Origin of the sequence: Micromonospora sp. NPDC005291 (genome assembly GCF_040607415.1) — a bacterium.
Classification (GTDB): Bacteria; Actinomycetota; Actinomycetes; order Mycobacteriales; family Micromonosporaceae; genus Micromonospora.
The window spans coordinates 130,768-143,740 of the sequence record NZ_JBEXGR010000006.1; the positions used below are offsets into that span (position 1 = coordinate 130,768).

The following is a 12,973-nucleotide window of genomic DNA, read 5'->3' on the forward strand; positions in this document are numbered from 1 at the left end:
ACCGAGTATGCTAACTGTAGGTGATGGATCGTGAGTATTCGTCATGCCATGCTGGCGCTGCTCACCGAGGCACCGAAGTACGGTCTCCAGCTCCGGCAGGAGTTCGAGGCGCGCACCGGCGAGGTCTGGCCGCTCAACGTCGGGCAGGTTTACACCACGCTGCAACGCCTCGAGCGCGAGGGACACGTCGAGACCGACGACGCCGGCCGCGACGGCGCCCAGAAGCGCTACCGGCTCACCGCCGACGGCGAGCGGGAGCTGCACACCTGGCTGCGTACGCCGCCCCAGGCCGGGCCGCCGCCCCGCGACGAGCTCGTGATGAAGGTCCAGGTGGCGATGCGGCTGACCCAGGTGGACGTGACCGAGATCCTCCAGGCCCACCGCCGACGGATCGTCGAGGAGATGCAGCGCTACACCCACCTCAAGGCCGACGCGGCACCGGAGGACATCGGCCTCGGCCTCGTCGTCGACGCCGAGCTGTTCCGCCTGGAAGCGGTCGTCCGCTGGCTGGACGCGGCGGACGCCCGCCTGCGCAGCCACCGGACCGCGCCCGCCGCGGGCGCACCGCCCGTCGCCAGCGCACCGCCCACGGACACGTCGCCGACCGCGGACGGCCAGGACAGTCGCCCCACGCGGCCGGCCCGGGGCGACGCCGCAGGAGCCCGGCGATGAGCGTCGTGCTGAGCCTGCGTCAGGTGTCCAAGGTGTACGGCTCGGGCGCCGCCGCCGTGCACGCCCTGCGTGCGGTCGACCTCGACGTGGTCGCCGGTGAACTGGTCGCGGTCATGGGCCCCAGCGGTTCGGGCAAGAGCACCCTGCTGACCATCGCCGGCACCCTGGAGGAGCCGACCGCCGGCCAGGTGACGGTCTGCGGGTCCGACCTGGCCGGTCTCTCCGCCGACGCCACCGCCCGGTTGCGTCGCCGCTCACTCGGCTTTGTCTTCCAGGACCTGAACCTGCTCGCCGGTCTCTCCGCCGTCGAGAACGTGGCCCTGCCCCTGGAGTTGGACGGCATGGCCGTACGCCCGGCGCGCGCCGCCGCCCTGCGCGTGCTCGACGAGCTGGGGCTGACCGACCGCGCCGGCCACTTCCCCGACGACCTCTCCGGGGGCGAGCGCCAACGGGTCGCCATCGCCCGAGCCGTGGTGGGGGAGCGGCGGCTGCTGTTGGCCGACGAGCCCACCGGCGCCCTCGACGCCGCCAACGGAGAAGGCGTCCTGCGGATGCTCCGCTCGGCCTGCAAGCGTGGCATCGCCGGAGTGATGGTCACCCACGACGCCCAGCTCGCGTCCTGGGCCGATCGTGTGATCTTCATTCGGGACGGCCGGGTGGTCGACCAGACCGCACCGTCTGCCGGTCCGGACGCCCTGCTCGCCCCGGGCCCGACGCCGTGACCGCCGACCCTGGCCGCAGCCGGACGACCACCCGGCCCGCTGGCGGCGGGCTCCCGGCCCGCCGCGCGGTGATCCGCTGGGCGGTACGGCTGTTCCGCCGCGAGTGGCGGCAGCAGTTGCTGACCATCGCGCTGCTCACCGTCGCGGTCACTGGCACCACCTTCGGCCTGGCGGCGACCTGGAACCTGGCCGCGTCGACCGACGCCACGTTCGGCCGCGCCGACCAGCTCCTCCGGATCCCCGGTGACGACCCGGCCGCGCTGGACGCCCGGGTCACCGCCGCTCGGGCATGGTTCGACACGATCGACGTGATCGGTCACCGGCACGTGCCGGTGCCGGGGCTGTTCGACCCGGTCGACGTCCGGGCCCAGGACCCCGCTGGCGCGTACGGCGGCCCGATGCTCGCCCTGCGGCAGGGCCGCTACCCGACCGGGCCCGCCGAGGTGGCGGTCACCGACGGGGTGGAGCGAGCGCTGTGGGCCGGGCTCGGCACCCGGGTCCAGCTCGGTGACTCCGACCGCCTGATCGTCGGGGTCGTGGAGAACCCGGCGGACCTGCACGACGAGTTCGCCCTCACCGACCCGGCGCACGCCGACCGCCCGCAGTCGGTGACCGTCCTGGTGGCCGGCGACCACGACACCATGGAGGCCTTCCGCCGGACCATCGACGGCCCGCTGGTACGCGAGTCCCGGCCGGCGGCCGAGCGCACCGCGCTCACCATCGTCGCGCTGGTGCTGGCCACCGTCGGTCTGCTGCTGGTGTCTCTCGTGGCGGCCGCCGGGTTCGTGGTGCTGGCACAGCGCCGGCTGCGCCAGCTCGGCATGCTGGCGGCGATGGGCGCCACCCGCCGACACCTGCGGCTGGTGCTGCTGGTCAACGGCGCGGTGGTCGGGGCGGTCGCCGCGATCGGCGGCACCGCCGTCGGGGTGGCCGCCTGGCTGGTAACCGCCGGCTTCGTCGAGACCGCCGCCGGGCACCGCATCGGCCGGTTCGACCTGCCCTGGCTCACCATCGGCGCGGGCATGCTGCTGGCCGTGGTGACGGCTACCGCCGCCGCCTGGTGGCCGGCCCGCGCGGTTGCCCGTACCCCGGTCATGAGCGCGCTGTCGGCCCGACCGCCGATGCCGCCGCCAGCGCGGCGGACCGCCGTGGCCGCGGCCGTGCTGATCACCGCCGGTCTCACGGCGCTGGTGCTCTCCGACGGGTCGAACCCGCTGCTCATCGGGGTGGGCGGCGTCGCCACCGCGCTCGGGGTGCTGTTCGTCGGCCCGCTGGCCATCCCGGCGCTGGCGGCGGCCCGGGGAGGCCTGCCGGTGGCGGTCCGGCTGGCGCTGGCGGATCTGGCCCGGTACCGCGTCCGGGCCGGGGCCGCACTCGCCGCGATCAGCCTCGCGGTGGGGCTGTCGGCTGCGATCGTGGTGGGTTCCGCCGCAGCCGAGTACCGCAGCCGGGAGGCGGCCGGGCTGGGCAACCTCGCTGCCAGTCAGCTGCTGATCCGGATCGGCCAACCGGATCCGGTGATTCCGGAGCGCACGGCGGCCGAGCTCGCCGCTCTCCAGGCCCGGACCGACACCATCGCGGCGACCGTGGGAGCGGCCACCGTCATTCCGCTGGACATGGCGGTGGTGGCCTCGCACATCGACCCGGGCCGGGAGGGGGGACCGACCGGCCACCCGGCGGTCGAGATCGGCGCCTCGGTCGCAGACGGCGAGTCCACGCCGTCCCATCCGCTCTACGTGGTCAGTCCCGGGCTGCTCCGGCTGAACGGCGCGGCCGGGATGGCCGTCGACGCCGACACCGATGTGCTCACCACCCGCACCGGTGAGTTGGCGCTGCTGAACATCCCCGCCCGTGGCGTGCGGCCGGTGGTGCGCACCCTGCCCCGCTCTGGCTACACCGGGCTGCCCGACTCGCTGATCACCTCCGCCGCGCTCGGCCGGCACGGCTGGCAGGCGGCCCGGGTCGGCTGGTTCCTCGCGGCCGACCAGGCGCTCACCGCCGCGCAGCTGGCGACGGCCCAGGACCTGGCCGCTGCCGTCGGGCTCACCATCGAGTCCCGTCGGGAGCAGAGTTCGTTGACCGCGCTGCGGACCGGCGCGAGCGGCGCCGGCGTGCTGCTCGCGCTCGGTGTGCTGGCGACGACCGTCGGGCTCATCCGGGGTGAGGCGGCGGGGGACCTGCGCACGCTGGCCGCGACCGGGGCACCGAGGCGGGTACGGCGGACGCTCACCGCCACCACCGCCGGAGCGCTGGCCCTGCTCGGTGCCGTGCTGGGCGTGACCGGTGCCTACCTTGCGCTGGCCGGTGCCCTGCACCGCGACCTTGATCCGCTCGGCGCCGTGCCCGTCGCTCACCTCGTCGCGATCGCTGCCGGGCTGCCGTTGCTCGCCGCCAGCGCCGGCTGGCTGCTCGCCGGCCGGCTGCCGGCGTCGCTGTCCCGCCGCGTCCTGGACTGAGCGCCCGGTCCCGCGCCCCTGGACTGAGCGCCCGGTCCCGCGCGTCGGACTGAGCGCCGGTCGGTGGACGGAACGCCCTGGGCGCCGCTCGACGCGGCGCCCAGGGTGCCGGCCTCGCCGGCCCCCGTTCAGGCCACCGGTGTGGCGGTCCCGGTGGCACCGGCGAGACGCTGGTGGGCGCGGATCAGTTCGGCGTAGCGCAGCCCGCTCGCCTTCACCGTCCGACGCTGGGTGGCGTAGTCGACGTGCACCAGCCCGAAGCGCTTGTCATAGCCGTACGCCCACTCGAAGTTGTCCAGCAGAGACCAGACGAAGTAGCCGTCCAGGGGCACACCCCGGGCCACCGCCGACGCGCACGCGGCCAGGTGCTGCTCCAGGTGGTCGGTGCGCTCCTTGTCCTCCACCGTGCCGTCCGCGGTGACCTCGTCGGGCCACGCCGAGCCGCTCTCGGTGACGATGATCCGGCCCGGCCGGTACTCCTCGTGCACCTCGACCAGCAGCCGTTCCAGCCCCGCCGGGTACATCTCCCAACCCATCCCCGTCTCCACCGAGCCGGGCACCGGCACCTGCCGGGCGTACGGGGGCGGTCCGGCCGGGTCGTCGACCACCAACTGACGGAAGTAGTAGTTCACCCCGAGGAAGTCGGTCGGCGTGGCGATGACCGCCAGGTCGTCGCCGCGTACCGGCGGTTCGACCCCGTAGGTGGCGACCATGTCGGCGGGGTAGCCGCGCCCGTGGATCGGGTCCAGCCACCACCGGTTGACGTGCCCGTCGGCGCGTCGGGCCGCCGCGACGTCCTCGGGCCGGTCGGTCGCCGCCTCGATCGGGCTGAGGTTGAGCACCAACCCCACCGAGGCCGGGCGCGCGGCGTTCGCGCGGATCGCCTGGGTGGCCAGGCCGTGCCCGAGCAGCACGTGGTGTGACGTGTGCACCGCGCGGGTCAGGTCCCGCTCGCCGGGGGCCATCCGCCCCTCCAGGTGCCCGATCCAGGACACGCAGAGCGGCTCGTTGACCGTGTTCCAGTCGGCCACCCGGTCACCGAGGCGGGCGGCGACCACCGCCGCGTAGTCGGCGAACGCCTCGGCGGTGGCGCGTTGCGGCCAGCCACCCCTGTCCTGCAGGGCCTGCGGCAGATCCCAGTGGTAGAGCGTGACGAAGGGCCGGATCCCGTCGGCGAGCAGCGTGTCGACGAGCCGGTCGTAGAAGTCCAGCCCGGCGGGGTTGACCCGTCCGACGCCGTCGGGCATCACCCGGGGCCAGGCCACCGAGAAACGGTACGCGTCCACGCCGAGCCGACGCAGCAGCGCCAGGTCCTCCGGCCACCGGTGGTAGTGGTCGCAGGCCACCGCGCCGGTATCGCCGTTGTCGACGTTGCCGGGGGTCGCCGAGAAGGTGTCCCAGATGGACGGCGCCCGGCCGTCGACGTCGACGGCCCCCTCGATCTGGTACGCCGCGGTGGCGACGCCCCAGAGGAAGTCGGGTGGCAGCTTGGACAGGTCGGGCACGGGTCGGTTCTCCTCTGAGGTTGGATGACTCACTTGACGGCGCCGGCGGTGAGGCCGGCGACGAAGTAGCGCTGGAGGGCCAGGAACCCGACGACGACCGGGATGCTGACCACCAGCGAGGCGGCCATGATCTGGTTCCAGTAGACGTTGAACTGGGTGGAGTAGCCCTGGAGTCCGACGGCCAGGGTGCGGCTGCCCTCGTCGGTCATCACCGAGGCGAAGAGCACCTCACCCCAGGCGGTCATGAACGCGTACACGGTGACCGCGACGACGCCGGGCACGGCGGCCGGCAGGATGACCTGGAACAGGATGCGCAGCGGCCCGGCCCCGTCGACCTGCGCCGCCTCGTCCAATCCCCGCGGGATCGAGTCGAAGTAGCCGACCAGCATCCAGATGGAGAACGGCAGCGAGAAGGTCAGGTACGTGATCACCAGGCCGGTACGGCTGGCGTACAGCTCGATGCCGGTGGCGTTGCCCAGGTTGACGTAGATGAGGAACAGCGGCAGCAGGAACAGGATGCCGGGGAACATCTGGGTGGACAGCACCGTCACCGAGAAGACGCCCCGGCCGCGGAACCGGTACCGGCTGACCGCGAACGCGGCGAAGATGGCCACCGCCACCGAGCAGACGGCCGCGATGCTCGACACCACCAGGCTGTTCACCAGGTACCGGGCCAGCGGCACGGTGCTCCACATGTCGACGAACGGTTGCAGGGTGGGTCGGCTGGGCCACCAGGTGAAGCCGTTCTGCACGTCCTGCAACGGCTTCGCCGCGGAGGTGACCATCACGTAGAGCGGGATGACGACGAAGAGGGTGAGCAGGGTCAGCACGATGCGCCGGCCCCAGCGCTCACCGGCGGTCTCACGCATGGTCGTCCCTCCGACGGTTGGTGATCAGCAGGTAAGCGGCCGAGACGATCATCAGGAACAGCAGCAGCGCCACGGACATCGCCGAGCCGGAGCCGAAGTCCCAGGTCTTGAAGGAGCTGCGGTAGATGTGGATGGAGATCAGGTTGGCCTGCTCCGGCGCGGAGCCGCCGAAGAGCACGTACGGGGTGTTGAAGTCGTTGAAGGTCCACAGGAACAGCACCAGCAGCAGCACCAGGTTCACCGGCCGCAGCATCGGCAGGGTGACCGAGCGCAGCCGGCGCCAGAACCCGGCGCCGTCGATCGCGGCGGCCTCGTACAGCTCGCCGGGCACGTTCTGCAGGCCGGCCATCAGGCAGAGGAACGCGAACGGCCAGTTGCGCCACACCGACACCATCAGCAGCGACCAGAAGCTGTTGTCGCCGATCAACCAGAACGGCCGCTCGTTGAGCAGCCCGAGCTGGTCGACGAGGACGTGGTTGACCAGGCCGGTGTCGCGTTGCAGCAGGAAGCTCCAGGTGATCACCGCGGCGTAGACGGGCAGGGCGTACGGGGTGAGGAAGAGCGCCCGCAGGATCGCCCGCCCTCGGAACGGCTTCTGCAGGACGACCGCCGCCGAGATGCCGAGCAGCCAGGCGAACCCGACCGAGAGCAGGCTGTAGGCCAGGGTGACCCAGAACGAGTGCAGCAGTTCCCTACCGGCGGCGCTGTTCAGGTCGAGCGTCGCCCGGTAGTTCTCCCACCCGACGAAGGGCGCGGTGGACCAGTCGCGGATGTGGAACTGGGTCAGCTCCAGCAAACTCATCCAGACCCCGACCACCATCGGGATCACGTGGATGGCGAGTTCCAGCACGATGGCCGGGGCGAGCAGCAGGTACGGCAGGAGCGAGCGGCGGGGGCCGCGGGGCCGGCGGGCCGGCCCCCGGGCCGGTGACCCGGCCCGGGGTTCGCGCCGGTCGGCGTCCGGCGCGGTGGTGCTGGTTGCCATCGGGGTCCTCTCGGAGGCGGTGGCCGTGGCCGGGCTCAGCACCCGACCACGGCCACCGGTGACGCCTGGGTCAGCGCATCTTCTGCTGCGCGTCGGTCAGCTTCGCCTTCACCGACTCCTCGGTGACCGGCTTGCCGCTGGCCGCGTCGGCGAACAGCTCCTTCATCGCGGTGCCGACCAGGGTCTCGAAGGTGCTCTCCTCGGGCACCTGCGGCAGCGGGGCCGCGGTGGTGACCAGGGTCTCCTGGATGGTCTTCTGCTCGACGGCGGTGAACGCCGGGTCGGAGCCCGCGGTCTTCACCGCCGGCAGCGAGCCGTACGTGCGGTTGAGGATCGTCTGCTCCTCGTCGCTGGTCATGAACTTCACGAAGTTCAGCGCGCCGTCGCGGTTCTTGGTGTGCTTGAAGACCGCCATGTTGATACCGGCGACCATGCTGTTGACCTTCTTGCCACCGGCCGGCGGGCTGGCCAGGAACGGCACCGGGGCCACCCCGTACGCGTCAGCGGGCATGTTCTGCGTCTTCAGGTTCGACCCGGCGGACTGCCACAGCAGCATGGCGGCCTTGCCGTTGGCGAAGTCGGAGACCGACTGGTTCTGCGCGTACTCGGCGTTGCTCGGGTTGGTGATCTTGTCGGCGGCCATGAAGTCGATGTAGCGCTTGATCGCCGAGACGTTCTGCGGGGTGTCGAAGGTCGGCTTGCCGGCCGAGTCGAACCACTCACCGCCGTACTGCTGGCTGAAGGTGAAGGCGTGGTGGGCGTTCTCCGACGGGTTGGCACCCTCGATGGCCAGGCCCCACTTGCCGCCGGTGCTCAGCTTCTTGCCGTACTCGGCGAGCTGCTCCCACGTGGTCGGTGGTGCGGTGATGCCGGCGTCGGCGAACGCCTTCTTGTTGTAGTACAGGCTGTACGCCATGCTGTAGAGCGGTACGGCGGCCGGCGGCTTGCCGGGGGCGCCGGCCGCGGCGAGCGCGGCGGGCACGATCCGGTCCTTGCCGCCGACGGCCTGCAGGGTGGCATCGTCGAACTCGACCAGCGCGCCGGTGGCCTGCAACGACGCCGACCAGGTGTTGCCGATGTTGACCACGTCCGGGCCCTTGCCGGAGGCGGCGGCCGCGAGCAGGCGGTTGAGCAGGTCAGACCACGGGACCACCTCGACGGTGACCTTGATGCCGGTCTGCTTCTCGAACTTGTCCAGCTCCGGCTGGAGGATCGTCTTGTCGGCCTCCAGGCTGGCGCCCTGGTTGCTGGCCCAGTAGGTGAGCGTCTTCGGTGCTGCGGCGGAGTCGTCGCCGGAGCCGCCGCAGGCCGTCAGCGAGGCGGCCGCCAGTACGGCGGCGGTGAATATCCCGAGGTGTCGTCTCGACACGGTCAGCCCTTCCGGTGCGTGGTGGGAGTCCGCCGGCCTCCGTCGTCGATAGGGGTGGGCGACGGGCGGCCGGCTGCGGACGGGTTTCGGGGATGCGCCGTCGGGGGTCCGGCAGCGTTTCCCGGGAGTTACATCACGGCTTAATGAATGTCGTCATTAAAGTTCCTGTCCAGTGGGTCGTCAAGCACGGGGCGGTTACAGTCGCTCGAACGACCGACGGGATCGAGGTGCCGAGTGGAGCTGGCGCGAGCCACCAACCGGAGTGTCCGGCTGCGCAACAGGTCTGCCCTGCTGACGAGGCTCTTCCTCGATGCCCCGCTCACCCGGCAGGACCTGGTGCGCAGCACCGGGCTGAGCCAGCCGGCGGTGAGCAACGTGGTGGCCGACCTGATCGACGAGGGGCTGGTCGCCGAGGCCGGCGCCGCCGAGTCCGACGGCGGGCGGCCCAGCATGCTGCTGCGGATCGCGCCCCGCTTCGCCTTCGTGGTCGGCGTGGACGTCGGCGAGACCCGGGTCCGGGTCGAGCTGTTCGATTTCGCGATGACCCTGCTGGCCAGCGTCGAGTACCCGCTCGATCCGGCGCGCACCGAGCCCGACCTGGTGGCTGGGCACGTGCTGGCCGGTATCGACGCGGTGACCGGGCAGGCCGGGGTGGCCACCGGCGACGTGCTCGGTGTCGGCATCGGTGTCTCCGGGGTGGTCGAGCAGGGCACCCAGGCCGTGGTGGACGCCCAGGCCCTCGGCTGGGACCGGGTGCCGCTGGAGCGCCTGATCGGAGCGGGCACCGACCTGCCGTTGCACATCGACAACGGCGCGAAGACCCTCGGCCAGGCCGAGATGTGGTTCGGCGCCGGCCGGGGTGCCCGGCACGCCGTCTTCGCGCTGGTCGGCTCCGGCGTGGGCGCGTCGGTGGTGACCAACGGTGCCACCTACCGGGGCGCGTCCAGCAGCGCGGGGGAGTGGGGGCACACCACCCTGGTGTACGGCGGACGCGCCTGCCGGTGTGGAGCGCGCGGCTGCCTGGAGGCGTATGTGGGCGCGGAGGCGATCATCGACCGCTACCGGGAGGCGCGCCGGGGTCGAGCGGTGCCAGGGGAGGACGAGGAGTCCCAGATCGCCGCGCTGGTGGCCGCCGCCGCGACCTCGGCCACCGCCCGGCGGGTGCTGGACGACACCGCCGGCTACCTCGGCGCAGGGGTGGCCAACCTGATCAACCTGTTCAACCCGGAGCGGGTCGTGCTCGGCGGGTGGGCGGCGATGGCGCTGGGCGACCTGCTGCCGGCCGTCCGGGAGGCCGCCGGCCGGCAGGCACTGCGCCAGCCGTACGAGCAGGCGTCGATCGAGCTGTGCCGGCTCGGGGTGGACGCGGTGGCGTTGGGTGCCGCCACGCTGCCGATCGCGCGGTTTCTCACCGAGGGCGGCGTCCGCCGCTGAGCGGGGGACGACTGCGGCGCCGTCGGCAAATTACCCAAAAAGAATCCTCGGGATAAATAACAGTGTTATAGATCGATGTCTTGACGCCGTCGCAATCGCGCCGCAACACTCCTACGAGAGCGCTCTCCATCCCGCGACGCCGCATCGGCGGCACCACCCACGGCATCACGGGCGAGCCCGATCCCACCCGCGCGTCGTCCGTAACCCCCTATCGACAGGCGATGTCATGACATCTCGCGCTACATCCGTACGCCCGCGTCCCCGACGGGTCGTCCGCCACCTGCTCGTCGGGCTCACCGTGGCTCTGGTCGCCGCGCTCGCCCCGACCGGCGCCAGCACACCGGCGCAGGCCGCGCCCACCCTGCTCTCCCAGGGGCGCCCCGCCACCGCCTCGTCCACCGAGAACGCCGGCACCCCCGCCGCCGCAGCGGTCGACGGCAACACCGGCACCCGCTGGGCCAGCGCCTTCAGCGACCCACAGTGGCTCCAGGTCGACCTGGGCGCCCGCGCCACCATCAGTCAGGTGAACCTGCTCTGGGAGGGCGCGTACGGCCGGGCCTTCCAGCTCCAGACCTCCGACGACGGGGCCACCTGGACCACCATCTACTCGACCACCACCGGCACCGGCGGCACGCAGAACCTCACCGTCACCGGCGCCGGCCGCTACGTACGCATGAACGGCACGGCCCGGGGCACCGGCTACGGCTACTCCCTCTGGGAGTTCCAGGTCTACGGCGAGACCGGCGGCAGCACGCCGACCTGCGGCAGCACCAACGTCGCGCAGGGCAGCCCGGCGACCGCGTCGTCCACTCAGGATGCCGGCCTCGCGGCGTCGACCGCGGTCGACGGCAACCCGGGCACCCGCTGGGCCAGCGCCGCCAGCGACCCGCAGTGGCTGCGCGTCGACCTCGGCAGCACCCGGACGATCTGCCGGGTGGTGCTCACCTGGGAGGCCGCGTACGCCCGCGCCTTCCAGCTCCAGACCTCCGCCGACGGGGCCACCTGGACCACGATCTACTCGACCACGACCGGCGCCGGTGGCACGCAGTCCCTCGACGTCACCGGCAGTGGCCGCTACCTGCGGATGTACGGCACCGCCCGGGGCACCACCTACGGCTACTCGCTGTGGGAGCTGGCGGTGAACACGACCGGCGGCACCAGCGAACCCCCGGTGACGCCCACCGACCCGCGCAACCCCAACCTCGGGCCGAACACGTTCGTCTTCGACCCGAGCACCCCCACCGCCACCATCCAGAGCCGACTGAACACCCTCTTCACCCAGCAGGAGACCAACCAGTTCGGGCCGCAGCGCTACGCGGTGCTGTTCAAGCCCGGCACCTACACCGCGGACGTCAACCTGGGCTTCTTCACCCAGGTCGCCGGCCTCGGCATGAGCCCCGACGACGTCAACCTCAACGGCCACGTCCGGGTCGAGGCGACCTGGTTCGGCGGCAACGCCACCCAGAACTTCTGGCGGGCCGCCGAGAACCTCTCGGTGACCCTGCCCGCCGGGGTCAGCGTGGAGCGCTGGGCGGTGTCCCAGGCCGCGCCGTACCGGCGGATGCACCTGCGCGGCGCGCAGAACCAGATCCAGCTGTGGAACGGCGGCGACGGCTGGTCCAGTGGCGGCCTGATGGCCGACACCCGCGTCGACGGGCTGGTCGTCTCCGGCTCGCAGCAGCAGTGGTACTCCCGCAACAGCGAGTTCGGCAACGGCTGGACCGGCTCGGTGTGGAACATGGTCTTCCAGGGCGTCACCGGCGCGCCGGCACCGAGCTTCCCCAACCCGTCGCACACCGTCATCGGCCAGACCCCACAGGTCCGGGAGAAGCCGTTCCTCTACGTCGACGGCACCGGTGAGTACCGGGTCTTCGTGCCGGCGCTGCGCACCAACTCCGCCGGCACCAGCTGGTACAACAAGACCCCGGCCGGCTCGTCCATCTCGCTGTCGCAGTTCTTCGTCGTCCAGCCGGGCACCAGCGCGGCCACCATCAATACGGCCCTCGCCCAGGGCAAGCACCTGCTCTTCACCCCGGGCGTGCACCGAGTCACCGAGCCGATCCAGGTCAACCGGGCCGACACGGTGATCCTCGGCCTCGGCCTGGCCACCATCCAGGCCGACAACGGCACCGTGGCGATGCGGGTGGCCGATGTGGACGGCGTCAAGGTGGCCGGCCTCATGTTCGAGGCCGGCACGACCAACTCGCCGGTGCTGATGGAGGTCGGGCCGGCCGGCTCGTCCGCGAGCCACGCCGCGAACCCGACCTCGCTGCACGACGTGTTCTTCCGCATCGGCGGGCCACACGTCGGCAAGGCCACCAACACGTTGACCGTCAACAGCGACAACGTGATCGGCGACCACATGTGGCTGTGGCGGGCCGACCACGCCGCTTCCGGCGTACCCACCGGATGGACGCTGAACACGGCCGACACCGGGCTCACGGTCAACGGCGACAACGTCACCATGTACGGCCTCTTCGTCGAGCACTACCAGAAGTACCAGACCGTCTGGAACGGCAACGGCGGCCGGACGTACTTCTACCAGAACGAACTGCCGTACGACCCGCCCAACCAGGCGGCCTGGATGAACGGGTCGACCCGGGGTTATGCCGCGTACAAGGTCGCGGATTCGGTGACCAGCCACCAGGCGTTCGGGTTGGGCAGCTACAGCTACTTCAACGTCAACCCCGCGGTGGTCGAGGAGCGGGCCTTCGAGGTGCCCACCAACCCGAACGTGCGGTTCACCAACATGGTCACCGTCTCGCTCGGTGGCGTCGGCACCATCAACCGGGTGATCAACAACGCCGGTGGCACCGCGAACGCGGCGAACCAGCAGGTGTACCTGACCACCTACCCCTGACCGGGGCGCCCGCGCCAACCCGGTCGTCCCACCGACCGGGTTGGCCGGGTCGCCACCGTGGGCCGAGCCGGCCCGGTCCCGCCGAGACCGGGCCGGCCTCG

The 12,973-nt window shown here is 72.0% G+C and carries 9 protein-coding genes; 5 read left to right on the plus strand and 4 right to left on the minus strand.

Going from position 1 to position 12,973, the window contains the following annotated elements; all coding sequences use genetic code 11:
* The first annotated feature begins 30 nt into the window (after positions 1–30).
* The 3 genes from ABZT18_RS11105 to ABZT18_RS11115 are packed head-to-tail and all read left to right on the plus strand — an operon-like array spanning position 31 to position 3,850.
* Positions 31–672 carry a helix-turn-helix transcriptional regulator gene (locus tag ABZT18_RS11105; RefSeq protein ID WP_354994270.1) on the plus strand — a complete coding sequence of 214 codons (642 nt, stop codon included), beginning with the start codon at positions 31–33 and terminating at the stop codon, positions 670–672.
* Positions 669–1,394 carry an ABC transporter ATP-binding protein gene (locus ABZT18_RS11110; RefSeq protein WP_354994269.1) on the plus strand — a complete coding sequence of 242 codons (726 nt, stop codon included), beginning with the start codon at positions 669–671 and terminating at the stop codon, positions 1,392–1,394. Before ABZT18_RS11105 ends, ABZT18_RS11110 begins: the two co-directional genes overlap by 4 nt.
* On the plus strand, positions 1,391–3,850 hold the full coding sequence (locus ABZT18_RS11115; protein WP_354994268.1) for an FtsX-like permease family protein: 2,460 nt from the start codon (positions 1,391–1,393) through the stop codon (positions 3,848–3,850). Before ABZT18_RS11110 ends, ABZT18_RS11115 begins: the two co-directional genes overlap by 4 nt.
* A gap of 128 nt (positions 3,851–3,978) precedes the next feature.
* On the opposite strand, the gene ABZT18_RS11120 is transcribed toward ABZT18_RS11115, so the two are convergent.
* The 4 genes from ABZT18_RS11120 to ABZT18_RS11135 form a co-directional block, all read right to left on the minus strand.
* Complete coding sequence (locus ABZT18_RS11120; RefSeq protein WP_354994267.1) at positions 3,979–5,355, minus strand: GH1 family beta-glucosidase; 1,377 nt, start codon at positions 5,353–5,355, stop codon at positions 3,979–3,981.
* A 29-nt stretch (positions 5,356–5,384) separates the two neighbouring features.
* Positions 5,385–6,224 carry a carbohydrate ABC transporter permease gene (locus ABZT18_RS11125; protein WP_354994266.1) on the minus strand — a complete coding sequence of 280 codons (840 nt, stop codon included), beginning with the start codon at positions 6,222–6,224 and terminating at the stop codon, positions 5,385–5,387.
* Positions 6,217–7,209: a sugar ABC transporter permease gene (locus ABZT18_RS11130; RefSeq protein ID WP_354994265.1), complete on the minus strand. Its 993-nt coding sequence runs from the start codon at positions 7,207–7,209 to the stop codon at positions 6,217–6,219. Before ABZT18_RS11130 ends, ABZT18_RS11125 begins: the two co-directional genes overlap by 8 nt.
* A 70-nt stretch (positions 7,210–7,279) precedes the next feature.
* The gene (locus tag ABZT18_RS11135; protein WP_354994264.1) at positions 7,280–8,578 is read right to left on the minus strand and encodes a sugar ABC transporter substrate-binding protein; all 1,299 of its coding nucleotides are present in this window, start codon (positions 8,576–8,578) and stop codon (positions 7,280–7,282) included.
* A gap of 234 nt (positions 8,579–8,812) precedes the next feature.
* Between ABZT18_RS11135 and ABZT18_RS11140 the strand changes: the two genes are divergently transcribed.
* Positions 8,813–10,012 (plus strand): ROK family transcriptional regulator, encoded by a 1,200-nt coding sequence (locus ABZT18_RS11140; RefSeq protein ID WP_354994263.1) that lies wholly within the window; start codon positions 8,813–8,815, stop codon positions 10,010–10,012.
* Between the two features lie 226 nt (positions 10,013–10,238).
* Positions 10,239–12,872, plus strand: coding sequence for a discoidin domain-containing protein (locus ABZT18_RS11145; protein ID WP_354994262.1), 2,634 nt, complete (start codon positions 10,239–10,241; stop codon positions 12,870–12,872).
* Positions 12,873–12,973: the final 101 nt, after the last annotated feature.

Excerpts from the sequence above, each read along its gene's own strand:
- ABZT18_RS11125 (WP_354994266.1), bottom strand. The coding sequence starts at position 6,224 with ATGCGTGAGACCGCCGGTGAGCGCTGGGGCCGGCGCATCGTGCTGACC.
- ABZT18_RS11145 (WP_354994262.1), top strand. The coding sequence starts at position 10,239 with ATGACATCTCGCGCTACATCCGTACGCCCGCGTCCCCGACGGGTCGTC.
- ABZT18_RS11110 (WP_354994269.1), top strand. The coding sequence starts at position 669 with ATGAGCGTCGTGCTGAGCCTGCGTCAGGTGTCCAAGGTGTACGGCTCG.
- ABZT18_RS11130 (WP_354994265.1), bottom strand. The coding sequence starts at position 7,209 with ATGGCAACCAGCACCACCGCGCCGGACGCCGACCGGCGCGAACCCCGG.